Genomic DNA, 17405 nt, shown 5'->3' with positions numbered 1-17405 from the left:
CATGAAAAGCTTCCGCAAGCTGCTGGAGTCGAAGCCCACCGAAGGCGCATCCGGCCCGGTGTTCCGCATCACCTCCACCAACCTGGACCGCCACAAGGACAGGGTGCTCGCCATCAAGGCGAAGGGCGAGGAGTTCCGCGTCCCCCTGCTGTGGAACCACGACAGCTGGAGCCCGGCCATCGGCTTCGCGCGGTGCTTCCGCGAGGCTGGCGAGTGGGTGATGGCGCCCGTCTTCGACGAGGCCTGCGACACCTCGAAGATGGTGGCGGCCAAGGTGAAGGCCGGCACCCTGGACCAGTGCAGCATCCGCTTCGTGCCCTGCGAGACAGAGCCGGTGCCGAACAAGGACGGCGGCTATGACTTCCCGCTGGTGGAGGTGCTGGAGGTCAGCATCGTCAACATCGCAGGCAACCAGGACGCGGTGCGCCTGCGCTCCGCGGAGGCGGTGGACGAGGACGAGGAGAAGCAGTACCGGGCCGCCGGGCTGGCCTTCCGCTTGAAGGTGGAGGGCGACCTCGCCGAGCTGAAGGCCGAGGTGAAGAAGCTGCACAAGCTGCTCCCCGACGAGGAGGAGAACGACCTCGAGGAGGAAGAGCGCGAGGCTCCCGAGGACGAGGAGCGCGACGGCGAGGAGGACGAGCAGGCCCTCTCCGGGGACACCCCGGAGGAGGAGCGCGAAGCCCCCGAGGACGAGGAGCCGAAGTCCGACGAGGCCCCCCCGTCCGAGGAAGAGCAGGAGCTGTCCGAGGGTACCCCGGAGGACGAGAAGGACTTGCCCGAGGAGGAGGCGAAGTCCCTGCGCGCCAAGGTGGTGAAGCACCTCGGCTTCACCTCCGCCCAGGCCAAGGCCCTCTCCCCTGCCGACCTGCGCGGCTACGTCGCGCTGCTGCCGGGCTGAGCGCCGCCCCTTCTGACTCGCTGAGCCCCCTTTCGCAGCACCCCACCCTTTGCAGTTGGAGCCCACCATGCCCAAGTCCGCCACTGACCCCAAGCCGAAGGCCCCGGCCCTGCCGCCCCACCTCCAGCGCGCCGTGGACACCGCCGTGGTGAAGGGCGTTGAGTCCGCCCTCGCCAGCCGTCCCAACGCGGCCCAGCCGCCCGTCACCAGCCACGCGAAGGACCTGCTCCTCGACGTGCCGAAGGAGAAGCGCCTCGCCGCGGCGCTCGGCTACCGCCTCAAGTCCGCCTACCTGGCCCGCGCCGAGCGGCACGGCAAGGCCGAGGGCATGGGCGAGTTGAAGAAGTTCATGGAGCGCGTGAAGGCGGCGGGCCTCTTCGCCGGCGTCTTCGAGCAGGGCGGCCTGTGGGCGCGCGAGACGTGGAGCTCGGAGCTGGTGGAGGTGCTGCGCCCGCGCTCCATCCTCCTGGCCGCTGGCGCCCGCACCATCGGCGGCTACGGCGCCAAGCTGAACATGGGCACCCTGGGCCAGGGCGTCACCGTGTACTGGACGGCCGAGGGCAAGCCCGTCCAGAAGTCCAACCCCACCGACGGCGCCATCAGCCTGGGGGCCCACAAGCTGATGGCCCTGTGCCCCATCAGCAACGACTTGCTGCGCCTGGGCAACATGGACGCCACCGCCGTCGCCGGCGAGGACATGGCCGCCGCCATCAGCCTGGAGGTGGACCAGGTGGGCATCAAGGGCAAGGGCCCGAAGAAGCCCAACGGCCTGCGCCAGCAGATGAAGAGCACCAACCGCACGCCCGTCGCCGGCACCACGTTGGACAACAAGATTGCCGACGTGGACGGCCTGGTGGAGACGGTGGACAGCGCCGAGGTGCCGGGCGGCCTGGAGGGGAACTCGGGCTTCTACTACATGAGCCCGAAGACGTACTTCCACCTGCGCGCGCAGCGGGACGCGGCGGGCTGGGTGTGGCCGGAGCTGCGCGACTTGCGCAACCCGCGCCTCAACGGCATGCCCGTCTTCCGCAGCACCACCCTCAACGAGGACCGCGTCATCGGCTTCGGCCTGGCGCAGCAGCTCATCCTCGGCGAGGCCGTGCCGCTGGAGGTGGAGGTCGGCGAGGACGGCGCGGACTTCAGCAGCGACATGGTGACGATGCGAGGCATCACCCAGGTGGACTGGCTGCTGCGCCACGCCGAGGCCTTCGCCGAGAAGACGGGCGTCACCTACTGACGCGCGCCGGGCCGGCGCCAGCACGCGGCCGGCCCGTTCCCCTCCACCCTCATGGAGTCACGACACATGCACCCTTCCAACACGCAAATCGGCCACCTCATCCACGCCGCCAACCAGGCCCTGCCCCCGGACTACCTGGGGGCCGGCACGCGTAATGGCGCGGCCCTGGACGTCAGCCGCTACCAGTCGGGCGTGCTGGTGGCCAACGTCGGCGAAGTCGCCGGCGGGCCCACCGCCACCAGCGTCAGCTACACCGTCCAAACGAGCCCCACCGGCACGGACGGCTGGGTGCCGCTCAAGGACATGGACAACGCGGACGTCGTCCTCACCGTCACCGCGGCCGACACCTGTGCCGAGAAGGACTTCAACCTCCAGTACGCGGACGTGGACCACTCCTTCCTCCGCGTCGTCGAGGCAGTCACCTTCACCGCGGGCACCTCGCCCACCGTCATGGCGGGCGCCACCATCGTCTTCGGTGGCGGCCAGCGCCTGCCGCTGTGAGGTGAGACGCCATGCCCGCGCCCCAAGACTTGCTGACGGCCGAGTTGCTCCCCCTCACCGCGCGCACGGCGGTGGAGGGCCCGCGCCTGGCCCTCTTCATCACCGCCACGTCCGAAGCGGTGGCGGCCTACGTCGGCTATCCACTGCACCGCCGCCTGGGCGTGGTGGAGTCGGTAGCGGGCACGGGCGGGCCGTACCTCTGGCTTGCTGGCGGCGCCGTCCGTCAGGTGGTGCGCGTGGAGGTGCGCGGCGTCGAGGTGGACGCCGCGTCCTACGCGCTCGAGTCCGCGCTCATGGGACGGCTGGTGGCGCGCTCCTCGCGCTGGCCCTACACCGGGAGCTGGACGACGGGCGTCTCCACCACACCGCTGGAGGCGCGCGCCACGGGCGAAGTGGTTGTCACCTACGACGCGGGCTGGGTGACGCCGGGCCAGGCCGCGCTGGACTCCTCGCTGCAGGTGGACTTGCCGGCAGCCATCCAACTCGCCGCAGTGGAGGCGGTGACGACAGCCCTCTCCCGCGACGGGAAGCCCGGCGACGTGGCCAGTGAGAATATCGGCGGCACGTCCATGAGCTACTTCGCCAGCGAGGGCGGTGGACGCACCGCCCTGCCGCGCCCCGCGCAGCAGCTGCTCACCCCGTACCGGAGGCCTCGCTGATGCTCATGGGCCACGCCTTGCGCCAGTCCTTCTGGCTGGAGCGACTCCTCGTCACCAACGCCCGCGGCGAGCACGAGTACTCCGAGCCGGAGCTGCACCCGTGCCGCTACGAGGGCGCCACCAAGCGCCTCGTCACCGCGGACGGCGACGAGCGCGTCTCCGAGGCCGTCATGTGGACCATGGTGGAGGTGAAGCCCGAGGACAGGGTGTACCCGCCCGGCACCAGCCCGGACGACTACAACGCCGGGAAGGAGCCCTTGCGGTGCAGTCCGCGCTACGCCCTCTCCGGCGCCCTCGACCATTACGAGGTCTACCTGTGACACCTCGGGACGTGGAGCTCGAGCTGGCTGCATTCCTGGAGGCGGCCGGGCTGGAGCTATCCACCACCAGCAACCCGCCCAGCCTCTACCCCGGGCCCTTCCCCGTGAGCGGCCCGCCGCAGTTGGTGTGCGTCCGCCACACGGGCGGCGAGGGAGGCCTCTATCTGGGCACCGGACGCGGCGTGCTGGCGGCGGACGTCCAGGTGGTGGTGCGTGGGCCCAAGGCTAGCTACACGGCCACGCGCGAGCTGGCGGTGCGGTGCTGGACGGCGCTGCACCTGGCCCGCGTGCCCGGCTACGTGGACGTGCGCTGCGAGGGCGCAGGCCCCCACTACATGGGCCCGGACGGCGAGGGGTTTCCACGCTTCGTCTTCAACCTCGCCGCGCGCTACTCGGCCTAGCGGCGCCCCTTCTACAGGGGCATGGCCGTCAAGGTGTCCTTCAAAGCCCCTGCCCTCGTGCGCCTGCGACAGCAGCCCCAGCAGGTGCTGCGCGCGCTCGACTTCCCCCTGCGGGACGCGGTGCGCCGGACGTTGGACTTGTCCACATTCCTCGTCCCGCGTCGCTCGAAGGAGGAGCGCGACGAGCATCGGCGCACCTCCAACGGCGTGCCGGAAAAGCCGCTCGCGGACACCGGGTTCATCAGCGGCCCCGAGTACAACATGCAGCGCCTCTCGGTGACGTGGACAGCTGGGTACGAGCACCCCTCGGCGGGCCCCATCCACGAGGGCTTTCACTGGGGGGACCAAATCATCCGGCCCCCGCCGCACTTCCTGAAGAAGGCCTTCCGCCGCACTCGCGCGTCCGCGCGCCGCGGCGTCGCGCGCGTGCTGGCCGACTACCTCTCCAAGCAGTTCCCCAGCCACTGAGGAGGCACCATGCCGGACCCGATTATCAGCTTCATTCACGCCATCCACCTCGCGGCGACCGCCGTCGAGGTGCCGTCTGAGACGAACAAAATGGACGGCGTCACGGACGCCCCGGTGAACTACACCGCGGACAGCGTCGACATCGCGTACCTGGGCCAGGACGGCGGCTGGAAGCGCTCGATGACGACATCGAAGAGCTTCCAGATTCCCATCTCGGGCCACCACATGCCCGAGGACCCGACGCACGTCCTCCTCCGCGACGCCTTTCTCAACAACGAGACAGTCTGGCTCCTCATCGTCAAGGACGCGGACGCCGCGCCGGGCAGCCAGGGCGACCGTTTCCCGGTGAAGGTGACCTCCTACGAGGAGGGCCGCACCTCCACGGACGTCGTCACCTTCTCCGCCACCCTCTCCGGCCAGGGCGCGCCCAGCGCGCTGTGAGCCCTCACCCCGTCGCCCCCCCAGGAGGAAGCACCATGGAAGGACTCACCCTCAAGCAGCGCCTCGCCCAGAAGACTCGGAAGCTGGTGAAGACTGTCGAGTTGGACGGCGACAAGGTGGACCTGCGTCGGCCCAGTCACAAGGAGCGAGTTGCCGTCCTCAAGCTCATCGAGGCCGCGGGCGAGATGCCGGTCAATGCCAATGCGACGGAGGGCAGCCAAGCCAATGCGACGGAGGGCAACCTCCGCGGCGTCTCGCGCATGGTGGCGTGCGTGCTGTACGACCCGGAGTCGAAGCTCCGCCTCTACGACCCGGCCGACCCGGGCGACGTCGAGACCATCCTCGGTTCGCCCTGGCTGGAGGACGTCACGCTCGACGCCCAGAAGGCCTTCATGGGTGGCCTCAAGCAGGACGTTGAGGAGGCCCGGGGAAACTCCTGAGCGACCCCCGGGAGCTGCTCGTCTTCGCCGCCGCGAAAGCGTTGGGCCAACGCCCCAACGACGTCCGCGAGTGGGACGACGACGAGCTCTACGGGCTGGTCGCCTACGGACAGCTTGAAGCCGAGAGCATCAAAGAGAAGGAGAAGGAGGCCACGGCGGGCGCTGCACTGCCGTCCCCTTCGCCGGTGCGGCCCACCGCCCAGCAGGCGACCCGCTCCGTCATCTACCGCGTGGGCCCGAGGCCCAGCACACCGAAGGGGTAGCGCATGTCTGGCGGAGGCTTGAGGGTCGGCGACCTCTACATCGTCGCGACGGCGAGCATCGGCGAGGCCCTCAAGTCCCTCCAGCAGCTCGTCAAGGCGGCGGAGGACACGGCCAAGCTCATCAAGAAGGCCGCCGCCCCCATCGGAAACATCGGCGCCATGGTGGCCGCGGGCATGGCTGGCGCCGTGGCCGCGGCCATGCAGTCCAACGAGCGGCTCAAGGACGAGGTCGGACGCCTCAAGGAACTGGCGTACACGCTCGCGGCGGACATCGGGGACCTCTTCCTCCCGGTGGTGCGCAAGCTGGCGGACTTCTTCGAGCGCCTGGTCGTCACCTTCCAGCGCCTCTCGCCCGAGATGAAGCGCACCGGGGCGGACATCGCCGTCTGGGTGGCCAGCGTCGGCCTCGCGGTGGGCACCATCGGCAAGCTGGCCGGCGTCATCGAGGGGCTCGCCGGCTCCGTGGGCATCGTCCTCAAGGTGTTGGGAGGGCTCCAGAAGTCCACCCTCCTCGCCAGCATCGGCCCCACGCTGGCTGCCGTGGCGGCGCCGGCAGCGGCCATCGCCGCCGCGGTGGCCGGGCTCACCCTGCTGGCCGGCAGCGTCTACGGCGCATGGACGGACACCAGCACCGGGCTCCGCGACTCGGTGATGTCCATCCTCACCAGCATTTCCGCCGTGGCGTCCCGCGTCTGGCAACTGCTCACGTCCACATTCAAGGGCCTCGCGGACACCATCCAGTCCATCGCCCTCCAGTCCCTGGAGACCATGGCCTGGCTGATTCGCGAGGCTGCGAAGAAGTTGGACCCCTTCGTCAAGGCGCTCCCCAAGAGCCTACAGATGGGGCGGCTGAACAAGGCACTCGACTCCGCCCAGAAAATCACTGGCAAGTCGCTGCTGAAAGACCTGCAGGACGGCGCGTCCTACCTCGAAGAGAAGGCCATCGCCGGTGCCCAGGCCGTCGCGGACGCACTCTCCGGCCTGGGCGCGTCGGTCGCGGACATCGCCACCGACGTCGGCAAGGGCGTCGCCGAGGGATTCGGCAAGTCCCTGGCGGGCACGCGGAAGATGCTGGACGACTTGGGCCTCACCGGCCTGCTGGACTCGCTCAAGTCGATGATTCCGGGCCTCGCCTCGGGCCAGGCGAACATCCGACAGCCCGACGACGGCAGCGCGTCCGGGCGCGAGAAGAGCCTCGCGCAGCTTCAGCGCGACGAAAGCGAGGCCGTGCGCCGTGAAATGGCCGGCGCCGACTACTACGAGGGGGCGTCGGCTGCCGCCGCGTTCGCGCAGTTCGAGAAGGAGGTGCGGCAGTTCAAGGACGAGGCCGCGCTCAACCTCGAAATGGAGCGGGAGTCGCGCGAGGCGCTCAAAGAGGCCGCCCTGGAGGCCAACGAAGCGGGCCGGGCCTCCTTCCGCGCCCTCGCCGCGGACATGCGCCGGTGGATGGACGAGGCCCGCGCAGCCATCGCCGCCGCGAAGCGCGAGCTGCTCAACCGCGTGGCCGGCGCGATGAGCGAAATCACCTCCCTCTTGCATGCCGCGGCGAGCGGATTCGCGGCTGGCGGGCCCATGGGGGCCTTTGGCGCCGTCATCAGCGAGTTGCTGCTCCAGTCCGACTCCTTCAAGACGCTGATGGAGATGGTGTCCGTCGTCATCGGCAGCGTCGCGAACGCCCTCGGCGCCATCCTGGCCCCTCTCCAGCCGCTGGTGGGGGCCATTTTCCTCGTCATCGACGCGCTCACGACGACGTTGACGCCTGTCTTCACGGCCCTCGGAGAGCTCGTGGAGCCCCTGGTGCCGCCGTTGGTGATGCTGGGGCAGCTCCTCCAGGGGCTGGCGCCGCTGCTGAGCGCGCTCGCACAGGCGGTGATGATTGTCATCGCGCCGCTGAACATCATCGCGGGGCCGGCGCTCAAGGCGCTCTTCGAGGTGCTGAAGTTCGTAGCGACCATCATCCTCTACGTCGCCCAGGCGCTCGGAAAGGTGTGGAACACCATCATCCGGGCCGTGCAGTCCGTCATCCGTGGCATCAGCAAGGCCGTGGAGTGGCTGGGAATCGACGCCCTCAAGGACTTCGCCAACAGCCTGGACCGCCTCAAGGTGGACACGGACGCGATGGGCGAGTCGCTGGCCGCCCTGCGGGACATGACGTGGGAGTCCGCCGAGGCCAAGGCGAAGGAGACAGCGGAGGTGCTGCGCAACACGGCCGCGCTCCAGAAGGCCACGGAGGCCCTCTCCAACGTCCCCGCTGCGTGGCGAGTCAACCTGCGCCGCTACGAGTCCCAGGACGCGCAGGAGGGCCCCAGCGCCGAGCCCACGCCGACGCCTCCACCCCCGACGCACCAGCAGCAGTCGGGGACGCGCGCGCCCCGGCCGGACCCGGGCGACGGCATCCTCCGCAACCGCGGTGGCGAGGAGCTCCCGGACTGGAAGCAGCCCAATGACCCGCGCAACAGCTACACCAAGTCCGGGCTCGCCGGCACCAGCGGCGACGCAATCAACGTCCAGGTCACCCAACACATCATCGGCTACGACATCGACGAGGCCCTCGAGGCTGGCATGCGCAGCGTGCAGCGCGCCCTCGAAAAGCGGGCCTTGAGACGGTCGGGCTACTGAGCCGAGGCCCTATGCCCCCGCCCTACCTCGCCCTGTCGGGCATCCCTGTCCCCGTCGCGGAGAGGACGCCCCTGCGCTACTCGCCGGTGCTCATCGGCGAGAAGGCGCGGACGTTCAGCGGCTTCCCGCGCAGCAGCGTCCGCAAGAAGCTGCTCAACATCGACGGGGGCACGGGCCCGCTGCCCCTCGCCGACGCCGCAGTGCTGCGCGGCCTCATCGACGGCGAGGGCGACTCCTGGTCCTTCACCGAGGACATGGCGTCGAGCCGCGGGCTGTGGCCGTCGGTGGTCGGTTCGCCGGGGAGGCAGCCGGGCGGGGGGCGGTACGACGATACCTTCGCGCTGTCCCTGTCCGCCGGCGCCGCCGTCACCTGGGCCACGCAACTTGGCCCCCAGTGGACGGTGGCCTACTGGGCCAGAGTCTGGGGCGTGGATGGGGTGCAGTGGCACCACTACGTCCAGCACTCGGACGGCACCGTGTACCGGGACGCGGCGGCGCCGGGGCCCGCGCTGGGGCACACCTGGAGTTTCGACGACGACTTCGCCAGCAACTGGGGCATGGCGCCCAGCGACGTAGACGCGGGGCAAGGTGGCGCCGGCCGATACGGACAATGCGCGGAATTCTACGACGGCGCCTCGGCGACGTGGCCCACAGCGCTCGGCCCCCAGTGGACGGTGGCGTACTGGGCGCGGCTCGCCACTGACGCCACCTGGCACCTCTACATCCACCGGGCCGGGCTGCTGTTGAGCCGCGACGGCGTGGTGGGCAGTCACCCAGCGTCAGCGGGAGTGCTCTACTCCTCCAGCGGTGACTACACGCAGTTGCCGGACGGCGCCGTCGTCCTGTTCAACCAGGAGGGCGGCTCGCTACTCATCGACGACCTGGTGGTCCTGCCGTACACGGTGCCCGACTCCTGGCTTGCGCCCTGGTACGCCAGCACGGCGCCGTTTCGGCTGCCCGGCACCGTGGGGCTGGCCGAGGTGGACGAAAACGGCAGCCTCACCATGCACCACCGTGCTGGTGTCGCCGGGGGCTTTCCCAACCCCGCCAACGACGGCCTCCTGGTGAGCGACTTGGTGGCCCTGCCCTACCGCGCCCCAGACGCGTGGGTGGTGCCGTGGCGCGACTCAGGCGCCCCTTTTGGCCCCCTGCCGTACCACCGCGCCACCGGGACAGGCTTGCACCGGCCCACGCTCGTGCTGGGTGAGTCTGGGCAGGGCGAGTCCATCGAGTGGTGGGAGGGCCCAACTCGCGTGGCCGGGGAGTCCTTCACCTTCACGCTGATGGAGTCGCCATGAGGCCGTTGTCGAACCAGGAACGGGCCGCGCTGGTCAGCCGCCGCGCCATCACCCACGTGCGCGTCATCGTCATGCGCTTCCCCCTCTCGGCGGTGAACCTCGGCGAGCTGCTCGGCCGCGACTGGGTGATGGGCGTCCAGTGGAGCGAGTCGCAGGACGAGACGGTGGGCCTGGCGACGGTTGCCGTGCGACGCAACGGGCCCGCCGGCATCGTCAGCTTGTCGCCCATGGTGGCCACCAGCCCGGCCAACCGAGGGCCCACAGGACTCGTGGAGCCGCTGCTCAAGGAGGGGCGCACCTTCCGCATCGACGTGCAGACCACGCCGAGCGAAGAGCCCACGCCAGGCGCCTGGCAGCAGGTGTTCCTGGGCCGCATCGACGACATCGACGCGGGCCCCGAAGAGCTGTCCTTCACCGGCCGCGACTTCGCTGGCGTCTTCCAGGACGTGTTCATCGAGACGGAGCGCGACTACGGGAACAACACCGTGGGCGTCGCGGTGCAGGAGGTGATGACCGCCATCATCGGCGACAACGTGCCCACCGGCACCGGCCCGGGGCTGCATGTGCCCGTGGACCCGATGTGGCAATTGGGCCGGTACACGCAGGAGCGCGAGACGGTCCACGAGGCCTGTCAGAAGCTGGCCGCCCAGCTCGGCTGGGAGCTGCGCCTCCGCTTCGTTGACGGGCTGGGATGGCAGCTCGTCCTCCAGAGCCCGGAGCGCCTCGCGGATGAGCCCGTGTGGACCTTCGGCCCAGACGACTACGTGGAGCTGAGCCGGGTGCAGCGCCGCCTCACCGACATCCGCAACGCCGTGGAGGTCGTCTACACGGACATCAACGACCGGGACGCGCTGGGGAATGCCAAGCGCAAGTCCGTGCTGAGCACCAACCCTACGTCCATCGCCGAGCACGGACGGCGGTACATGCAGGTGACGGAGGCCTCCGCGTCCAACATCAACACGGAGGTGGAGGCCCAGCGGCTCGCCGACGCGGCCATCGCGGACCTGTCCGACTCCGCCCTCGATGTGGAGGTGGAGGTCCCCTACGTGTGGGCGCTGGAGGTCAACGACGTGGTGCGCGTGCTGCCTGACGACGTCCACCTGGACGAAGCCGTTGACCTGGCCATCGTCAGCATCGACCCCGTGTTCACCAGCGGCACCGCGAAGATGAAGCTGCAGTTGCGCGGACGTCCGTCGATTTCTCGCAGCGAGTGGAAGGCGCGCAACGCGCGCCCCTCAACCGGCAGCAGCCCCGCCGAGCGCTCCATCCAGGTGACAGCGAAGATGAAGGGCCCCGACGCGCCCAGCGACTTGCAGCCCACCGCCACCGTCAACGGCTTCGCGCTCGCCTTCAAGCCCGCGCCCACGGGCCCCGCGTGGGACTCCTACGAGCTGCACGTCAGCACCTCGCCTGGCTTCACCCCGGGCGCGGCGACGCTCAAGGCCGCGGCGAGCGCCACGCGCTTCGAGGTGGCCGACCTCCAGCCCGGCACGACGCACTACGCGGTGGTGCGCGGCCGGGACGCTCACGGCAACGTCGGGCCCACTTCGGAGCAGGTGGCGCTGTCGCCGCGGTACGTCGAGCCGCGCTTCACAGCACCCATGGTCACGTGGGGGGTTGCCCCCCTGAATTACGACTTCGAATCTCAGGCATCCTCGTCCGTTCCGCCCGACAACTGGCGCGTCGAAATGGGCATTTGGGGTGCAGACCTTGCGACGACACCGGACTCAGTGAGCGGAAGTAGAGCTCTCCAGCTTCAGTCCACTGATGCCGTCATCGTCTCGCAAGCAATCTCGGTCCGGCCAGGGCTTCGCTACTCTATTGACGCGTTCGCCAAGGGGACAGACGAAGCACTGCTCACAATGGCCCTTGAGTGGCTTGACGCGACAGGGGCGACCATCTCCGTGGAGAACTTCCACAAGATGTTTACGGCCGGAGAGCCGTGGGCTCGATACGTCCACGCCGCACCTGCGCCTGCAACAGCACGCTTCGTTCGGGCTCGGCTGTCGTCTGTCATGGGGGTCGCTGGGGGCACCATCCAGATCGACTCCGTACAGGTGGACCTCGCGGACATTGTGCAGGAACCAACGCTCCCTCCTCCTGTAGTTCACGGGAGCTGGGAGCCCTACACCGACAATGGGCGAGGACGAGTGACGTATTACAAAGACAGCACAGGCCGAGTGCATCTTGAGGGGGCGATTACAGGGGGCACCATCGGAACCAACGCCCTCACACTGCCCGCGAGGTGCCGACCTCCCGCCACCCGCGATTTCGCAGTCGCCACCTCGACAGGGTATGGACGCGTGACGGTTACCGCAGACGGCGTCGTCATCGTCGCGTCGGGCTCACCTGCATGGGTGAGCCTAAATGGAGTCTCCTTCCGCGCGGGATAGTCACTCGGCGCGGTTGCAGTGCATCCGAGCGCCGTTGGGCGCCTGCGCATCAGAGATGGTCGCAACGCACTTCGTGCCGGGCGAGAAAGGCGCAAAGTCATAGCCCCCGCCCGACTCGGTAAGCCCGCCCACCTCACGCAGGACGTGCGCGTTCGTCACGACCCGCGCACCTCCAGCGGCATTCACCACCGCAGGAAAATTCAGCGTTGTGTGCGGCTCAATGGTCTGAATGGTTTCCCACGTCCCCATCACCCTGCTCACGTTGTTGTTGCCAGTCCACGGGCCGAGGACGGACACGTTCACGCGCACCAACCGTGACATCGAACCGGTGTTGTCGATGACGACATCGACTGGACCTGGAGTCGACTGGGCACCTCCCTGGGCACCAACGAATACGCCCTCAGAGCCTACCCCCTCCATGTCCCCAATCTCGGACCGGTTGCCCGTTTCCCTCTCGCCTGGCTCACATGCAACGAGGAGCGGCAGAGCGGCAACGACGGCGAACTGGCGGACCATGGGCACCCCTGGGTGAGCCTACCTGCCTAACACCAAGGGTCCGGACCCGGCAACAGGGTCCGGGATACCCTGGAGAAGTGGTGGACACGCGAAGTAGCGCACGCCATCAGGCGATTCCGTAACATCCGGCCGCGCCGGGATGCCCTCCAGGCGACCTAGCAGGAGCGAACGTGAGAGAGGCCGAGAATATCTGGCGGGGTGGGACGTCGGACAGGGTGCGCGCCGTGACGCGCAGCACCAACGGGAGGTTCCGCCAGAGGCTGGACATCATCATCCGCAGGTACAGGGGCTCTCTGCTGGGGCGCATGTACCAGGTGCGGCACGCGACGTCAGGTGAGCCGTCCCTGGACCTGGAGCTGACCGAGAGGCAGCAGCAGTTCCACCCGGACGTCGGGCTGGAGCTGCACATCAGCGCCCACCCCGCCTCGACGCTGGCTCCACCGCGCGTCCGCCTGCGAGTCCATGCCCCTGACGGCGCTTCCGACGCGGACGTAGCGCGGAACTTGGAGGGCACCTTGGCGACGGCGAAGGCAATGGTACAGACGGCATGCACGCGCAGCGCGCTCGCGGACACGATGGCGCACCTGCGCTCGCCGCCGCGGCGCCGTGGCCCCGTGCTGCGCTCACGCCGCTGGCTGCGCCGGGTGCGTCGCGCAGCTCGCCGGACGTGGCGCAGCGCCGGCTCGGCAACCACCGTGGCCCTCGCGCTCGTCGCGGCGGCCCTGGTGGGCGTCTACATGGTGCCGCCGCCCCCGTCTCAACCGCCCCAGACTGAGCGCAGCGACTGGAGCGGAGGGAAGCCCCCTGGCTGGATGGTGCCCGTCTCCACCCTGGACACGCTCGTTCTGGCGCGTGACATGCCGCCACGGCCCTTTGAGGGCCAGAAGACAAAGAAGTGCGACCCGGACCAGGCCGAGGTCTCCATCAATGGAGGCTGCTGGGTTGCCACCGACCGCACAGCTCCATGCGGCGACAAGATGTACGAGCACAAGGGCAAGTGCTACCGCCCGGTCGGGAAGCCGAACGAGCCCCTTCGGTCGATTTCGCGGTAAGAGGCTTGCGCTCCCTGCCCCGAAGTGCTACCCATTTCCACAGTTTTCGCAGTTGAAGCACCCAACGGCACGCTGAAGCAGTGACCTTTACCAGCGCCCCGTTCCCCACAGAGAGCTTTGGTCCCATCGCTATGGCGAGCGGACCACCAGAAAAGGCCTGTGCACCCAGGTAGCGCTGGGACACGCGCCCTCCGGCGCTCTATCGGCGTTTGTAAAGGTCCGCCGATAGAGCGCCTCTACCCTTCTGGGGGCCTCGTGGAGACCGTTTCGAGTCAGCACAGCCCTCAAGCCTGTACGGGCGCACCAGTCCGCGCTCTCCGGCGCTCTATCTGCGTTCGTAGTGGTCCGCAGATAGAGCGCCACTTTCCTCCGCGTGCGTGCGAGTCGCGAGACACCGCGTCCACCGCCCGGCACGCCCCGCCCCTTTGCGCTGGCGCCACACCGTGCGCCGCCTCCGTGGCACCCACCTTGCTCTACATGCACAGTCGATGCGACGCGTTGCATCGACTTCGGGCGAGGTGCGGGCGGCAAGGCTTCACCTCTCAGTCAACTTCGTGAGTCGTTCAGCAAGACCCGAGCGGGGGATGCACATGAACATGGGTAGTTCACCTGTCCAGCAGTTCGAAGATGCATGGGAAGTGGACCGCGCAGCGCGCTTTCTAGGAGTCAGCCCCAAGACGCTGTACCGGATGGCAGCTGGCGGCGAGGTGCCGAGCTACAAGGTGGGCGGGGCGCTGCGCTTCGACCCGGCGCGGCTCGCGGCCTGGCGCAACGAGCGCCAGCGGGGCGGCTGACGATGGCCTGGGTGCAGCAGCTCCCCTCCGGGAGCTACCGAATCGGCTGGAAGAACCCGGACGGCTCCCCCGGGCGTGAAGTCGTTCCGGCGGCGAACAAGACGGAAGCGAAGCGGATGGCGCACCAGCGCGAGCAGCAGGCATGGCTCGCTCGCACGGGCGTCATCCCGGACCGCCCGGAGGAGCCAACCATCGCCGAGGCCATCCGGCTCCGAATCGACGCGCTTCCCCCTGAGTTCGCCACGAAGAAGAACCTGCAGGAGAAGCTGCGGTACGTCGAAGCCGCGTTCGGCAAGCGCCGTCCCTCCAGCATCACCGCGGCGGACGTGCTCACCATGTTGGCGAAGCTCCCCCACCTGTCGCCGCAGATGCGGGAGCACATCCGCATGACCGGTCAGGGGCTCATCACGTTCCTCACCAACAAGGCACGCGTGTACTCCGGGCCCAACCCCTTCAAGGAAGCGGGGCCCGTGAAGGTGCCGAAGCGGCAGGTTCGGACGTACCCGACTGACTTCCTGCCCCGCCTCTTCGACACGCTCCAGCCACACCACCGCACGCCGGTGGCGACCGCGCTGCTCACCGGGGTTCGGAAGGGCGAGGTGCGCGTCATGCTCAAAGCCAACGTTCACCTCAATGAGCGGTACATCCTCCTCACGAGCGGTGGGCGCCGCGACACCACGAAGGGCGGCCGCGAGCGTCGAGTGCCCATCCCCGAGATGCTGGTGCCCGCGCTCGCCGAGCAGCTCGCGACGCCGGGCCCCTACCTCTTCCCTCGGCCAGGCACCAGCAAGCCCTACGGTCCCAACTGGCGCGTCCATGACGTCATGGCACGCGCCTGCGTCCGGGCCGGACTCATCAAGGGCTGGCGCCCGTATTGCTTCAGGACGGCATGCGGATGGAAGGGGCAACTGGAACACGAGGCCATGGAGAGGGAGTGTCCGGAGTGCAAGCGCGGACTGCGCTGGAAGGCCGTCGCCCAGGACCTGCGCTTCAAGCACCTGCGCTCCACGTGGGGCACCGTCGCGTACTCGGTGACGAGGGACCTCCGGCTGGTGGCCGACGTCCTCGGGCACGCCGACATCGAGACGACGCGGATGCACTACGCCGCCACCATTCCCGAGCACGTCCAGGCCGGTGCCGAAGCCACTGCAGCGGCCCTAAGCCCGTGGCGTCCACGTGGCGTAACCACAGAGGAAGCCGGGGGACAGCAGCGCAAACCTACCCCCACCCAGGAGGGCTGCACCGTGAATGAAGTCAAAGACTTGGCACGCCAGGGGAAGGCCGGGGAAACCGCGCCGCACCCTGGCGGCGGTTTCCTAAACCGCAGGCCACAGGTTCGATTCCTGTCGGGGTCATTGCCCAAGTTGCTGTCCCTCCTGGGGATTTCGACGGGCGCGCGCTCGCGCGACTTCGCCCGTCCGGAGCTCGTGCCTTCGCTGCTTCCCAGCAAGCAGCAGCGTCCCTCTCGGCCAGCTTGCTACCCGCGTGACCGAAGCGCCGAGGAGCTGACCACCCGGATGGGGCGGACTCCCCGGGCTCCAACGTCAACAGGGACGGGAAGAAGAACAGGTCCTGCGTCAGCGCGAGCGACATGCGCCCTTCTTCGGCCTGGCCCCGGAATCCAGTTCATGCCGGACCGAGCCGACATCAAGCTCGGCGGCACTCGCGGTCCCCATGGCGACCCATTCCAGTGCTGTCGTGACCCTCAGGCCGACAGTCCAGGACAGAAGACGCTCACGTCTGTTATCGCCCTCCGAATCAGAACGTAATGGTGGCAACGACGGTGTCGTTATAGGTGCCAGAGGGGACGTTCTGGCCACGCGGAACCGTGCCGTAGACCAGCACGGGGACGGGCAGGCCCGTGCCGAGGAACGCGAGGGCCGTGCCGGCGGTGTTGCCCCACACGAAGAGCCGGGTGACGTCCTGGTACAGGCTGTACGCGAGGTAGTCCGCCGAGGCCGTGTTGCGCATCCGGCGCAGCGGCGCAGCGTCGGTTGAGCCCGAGGCAGGGTGCAGCCCCTGCCCCAGGGTGATGATCGCGGGACGGAGCAGGGTGCACTGCACGCTCAGCGTGCCCGTACCGAACAGGTCGACGCCCATTGCGGAGTTGGTGACGACGGGGTCGTACGTGCCGAAGTTCAGCGTGCCGCCGCCGAGGCCGGAGCCGATGCTGCAGGCGCCTCCGACGTTGGCGGTGACGTTCAGGTTGGCGGTGGCGGTGGCGGCCTCGGCGGGCGAAAAGGCGACGAGGGACGCGGCAGCGGTGACGGCGGCAACGGCAGTCTTGATAGCGTTCATGGACAATGCTCAATCGAGCGGCCGGCTGATTCCGGCGGCGGCGGCGGCGCATTGCAACGCGCTCGCCAGCTTTCGAGCAGTCCCATGCGCCCCTCCCTTCGGCGCAGGTCGCGCACGCGCCTGCCGTGCGCTTCAAGGCACTCCGTGAAAATGTCTGCTTGTCTGTTTTTAAAGTGAAACGCACACCTCTCCCTGAAGGGAGCCCTTCAGTGAGGGACGGTCAGGCGCCGGGGCCACCCGAATCCCTTGGCACGCGGATTCCAGGAGCGGCGCTTGTCCACCTGGGAGAACTCCGCTTCCCAGGCGAGGGAGAAGAATGCCCGCTGCGGGTCCCCTTCGCGCGTCCATGCGCGGTGGCGTCCAGCCGATGACACCGCCATTCCGAGCGCCGAGAAGCGCGCGGCATCAGGGAGGGGATGGCTCAGGCGCTACGAGACGTCGACGCTCCCGAGCATCGCCAGGAGCCGCACCCGCTCCCTCTCCTCCCGCGCAAGCAGCGTCCCGCGGCGGTATCCGGCACGGCGGGTTGCGGATTCCCGCGTGATGTGAGATCTGCCGGGCACGTCCAGCCCTTCCATGTGGGGCTGCCTGTCCCGTTGCTCCATGCGCCCCTCCCCTCAGACGCCCAGGCTCGCCCTGGAACAGCCGAGCGAAGTTGACCGCCGGCACCTGAGGCGCGGAAGCGGCCAGACCGGGCCGATGACGCCACCCTGACCCTGCGTCTTTGAGCAACCGAAACGGCCTGCCACGGCGGCGCTCTGCCGCTCGCGAGGCTGCCCGGCCTTTGCCCTGACCTGTCACTTCGTC

General features: G+C 68.9%; 17 protein-coding genes, 1 tRNA gene and 1 pseudogene. 17 read left to right on the top strand and 2 right to left on the bottom strand.

Features of this window, described 5'->3' with window-relative positions:
- Position 1: 1 nt before the first annotated feature.
- From HV826_RS03055 to HV826_RS02995, 13 genes are all read left to right on the top strand, one after another.
- Positions 2-898: an HK97 family phage prohead protease gene (locus HV826_RS03055; RefSeq protein ID WP_176415501.1), complete on the top strand. Its 897-nt coding sequence runs from the start codon at positions 2-4 to the stop codon at positions 896-898.
- Positions 899-965: 67 nt separating this feature from the next.
- Positions 966-2135 (top strand): phage major capsid protein, encoded by a 1170-nt coding sequence (locus HV826_RS03050; protein WP_176415500.1) that lies wholly within the window; start codon positions 966-968, stop codon positions 2133-2135.
- Positions 2136-2201: 66 nt separating this feature from the next.
- Positions 2202-2636 carry a hypothetical protein gene (locus HV826_RS03045; protein ID WP_176415499.1) on the top strand — a complete coding sequence of 145 codons (435 nt, stop codon included), beginning with the start codon at positions 2202-2204 and terminating at the stop codon, positions 2634-2636.
- 11 nt (positions 2637-2647) lie between these two features.
- The gene (locus HV826_RS03040) at positions 2648-3295 is read left to right on the top strand and encodes a hypothetical protein (protein WP_176415498.1); all 648 of its coding nucleotides are present in this window, start codon (positions 2648-2650) and stop codon (positions 3293-3295) included.
- Positions 3295-3615: a hypothetical protein gene (locus tag HV826_RS03035; protein WP_176415497.1), complete on the top strand. Its 321-nt coding sequence runs from the start codon at positions 3295-3297 to the stop codon at positions 3613-3615. The genes HV826_RS03040 and HV826_RS03035 overlap by 1 nt, the downstream gene beginning before the upstream one ends.
- Positions 3612-4016 (top strand): hypothetical protein, encoded by a 405-nt coding sequence (locus tag HV826_RS03030; protein WP_176415496.1) that lies wholly within the window; start codon positions 3612-3614, stop codon positions 4014-4016. Before HV826_RS03035 ends, HV826_RS03030 begins: the two co-directional genes overlap by 4 nt.
- Positions 4017-4037: 21 nt before the next feature.
- A complete protein-coding gene (locus HV826_RS03025) occupies positions 4038-4484 on the top strand; it encodes a hypothetical protein (protein WP_176415495.1) in 447 nt (148 codons plus the stop codon).
- 9 nt (positions 4485-4493) lie between these two features.
- Complete coding sequence (locus HV826_RS03020; protein ID WP_176415494.1) at positions 4494-4925, top strand: phage tail tube protein; 432 nt, start codon at positions 4494-4496, stop codon at positions 4923-4925.
- Between the two features lie 35 nt (positions 4926-4960).
- Positions 4961-5365, top strand: coding sequence for a hypothetical protein (locus HV826_RS03015; RefSeq protein WP_176415493.1), 405 nt, complete (start codon positions 4961-4963; stop codon positions 5363-5365).
- A gap of 41 nt (positions 5366-5406) precedes the next feature.
- Entirely contained in the window at positions 5407-5628 is a 222-nt protein-coding gene (locus HV826_RS03010) for a hypothetical protein (RefSeq protein ID WP_176415492.1), read from the top strand.
- Positions 5629-5631: 3 nt separating this feature from the next.
- Positions 5632-8247 carry a hypothetical protein gene (locus HV826_RS03005; RefSeq protein WP_176415491.1) on the top strand — a complete coding sequence of 872 codons (2616 nt, stop codon included), beginning with the start codon at positions 5632-5634 and terminating at the stop codon, positions 8245-8247.
- 11 nt (positions 8248-8258) lie between these two features.
- Positions 8259-9545, top strand: coding sequence for a hypothetical protein (locus HV826_RS03000; protein WP_176415490.1), 1287 nt, complete (start codon positions 8259-8261; stop codon positions 9543-9545).
- The gene (locus tag HV826_RS02995) at positions 9542-11938 is read left to right on the top strand and encodes a hypothetical protein (RefSeq protein WP_176415489.1); all 2397 of its coding nucleotides are present in this window, start codon (positions 9542-9544) and stop codon (positions 11936-11938) included. The genes HV826_RS03000 and HV826_RS02995 overlap by 4 nt, the downstream gene beginning before the upstream one ends.
- On the opposite strand, the gene HV826_RS02990 is transcribed toward HV826_RS02995, so the two are convergent.
- A complete protein-coding gene (locus tag HV826_RS02990) occupies positions 11939-12454 on the bottom strand; it encodes a hypothetical protein (RefSeq protein WP_176415488.1) in 516 nt (171 codons plus the stop codon). It lies immediately after the preceding gene.
- 170 nt (positions 12455-12624) lie between these two features.
- On the opposite strand from HV826_RS02990, the gene HV826_RS02985 reads away from it, so the two are divergent.
- The 4 genes and pseudogenes from HV826_RS02985 to HV826_RS02970 all read left to right on the top strand — a co-directional run bounded on the left by HV826_RS02985 (position 12625) and on the right by HV826_RS02970 (position 15655).
- Complete coding sequence (locus HV826_RS02985) at positions 12625-13506, top strand: hypothetical protein (RefSeq protein ID WP_176415487.1); 882 nt, start codon at positions 12625-12627, stop codon at positions 13504-13506.
- A 596-nt stretch (positions 13507-14102) separates the two neighbouring features.
- A complete protein-coding gene (locus HV826_RS02980; protein ID WP_176415486.1) occupies positions 14103-14300 on the top strand; it encodes a helix-turn-helix domain-containing protein in 198 nt (65 codons plus the stop codon).
- Positions 14301-14302: 2 nt separating this feature from the next.
- Positions 14303-15400 (top strand): annotated as a pseudogene (locus HV826_RS37970) (tyrosine-type recombinase/integrase); the annotation flags it as partial.
- Between the two features lie 164 nt (positions 15401-15564).
- Positions 15565-15655 (top strand) — tRNA-Arg (locus HV826_RS02970).
- Between the two features lie 403 nt (positions 15656-16058).
- On the opposite strand, the gene pru is transcribed toward HV826_RS02970, so the two are convergent.
- Positions 16059-16598 (bottom strand): fruiting body spore coat protein U, encoded by a 540-nt coding sequence (gene pru, locus HV826_RS02965; protein WP_176415485.1) that lies wholly within the window; start codon positions 16596-16598, stop codon positions 16059-16061.
- Between the last annotated feature and the right edge of the window lie 807 nt (positions 16599-17405).

It is taken from the genome of Myxococcus sp. AM010 (genome assembly GCF_013372585.1).
GTDB lineage: Bacteria > Myxococcota > Myxococcia > Myxococcales > Myxococcaceae > Myxococcus > Myxococcus vastator.
This window is presented reverse-complemented; position numbering and strand designations above follow the sequence as displayed.

Coding starts and splice junctions, on each gene's coding strand:
- HV826_RS03055 (WP_176415501.1), top strand. CDS start 2: ATGAAAAGCTTCCGCAAGCTGCTGGAGTCGAAGCCCACCGAAGGCGCA.
- HV826_RS03050 (WP_176415500.1), top strand. CDS start 966: ATGCCCAAGTCCGCCACTGACCCCAAGCCGAAGGCCCCGGCCCTGCCG.
- HV826_RS03045 (WP_176415499.1), top strand. CDS start 2,202: ATGCACCCTTCCAACACGCAAATCGGCCACCTCATCCACGCCGCCAAC.
- HV826_RS03040 (WP_176415498.1), top strand. CDS start 2,648: ATGCCCGCGCCCCAAGACTTGCTGACGGCCGAGTTGCTCCCCCTCACC.
- HV826_RS03035 (WP_176415497.1), top strand. CDS start 3,295: ATGCTCATGGGCCACGCCTTGCGCCAGTCCTTCTGGCTGGAGCGACTC.
- HV826_RS03025 (WP_176415495.1), top strand. CDS start 4,038: ATGGCCGTCAAGGTGTCCTTCAAAGCCCCTGCCCTCGTGCGCCTGCGA.
- HV826_RS03020 (WP_176415494.1), top strand. CDS start 4,494: ATGCCGGACCCGATTATCAGCTTCATTCACGCCATCCACCTCGCGGCG.
- HV826_RS03015 (WP_176415493.1), top strand. CDS start 4,961: ATGGAAGGACTCACCCTCAAGCAGCGCCTCGCCCAGAAGACTCGGAAG.
- HV826_RS03005 (WP_176415491.1), top strand. CDS start 5,632: ATGTCTGGCGGAGGCTTGAGGGTCGGCGACCTCTACATCGTCGCGACG.
- HV826_RS03000 (WP_176415490.1), top strand. CDS start 8,259: ATGCCCCCGCCCTACCTCGCCCTGTCGGGCATCCCTGTCCCCGTCGCG.
- HV826_RS02995 (WP_176415489.1), top strand. CDS start 9,542: ATGAGGCCGTTGTCGAACCAGGAACGGGCCGCGCTGGTCAGCCGCCGC.
- HV826_RS02990 (WP_176415488.1), bottom strand. CDS start 12,454: ATGGTCCGCCAGTTCGCCGTCGTTGCCGCTCTGCCGCTCCTCGTTGCA.
- HV826_RS02980 (WP_176415486.1), top strand. CDS start 14,103: ATGGGTAGTTCACCTGTCCAGCAGTTCGAAGATGCATGGGAAGTGGAC.
- pru (WP_176415485.1), bottom strand. CDS start 16,598: ATGAACGCTATCAAGACTGCCGTTGCCGCCGTCACCGCTGCCGCGTCC.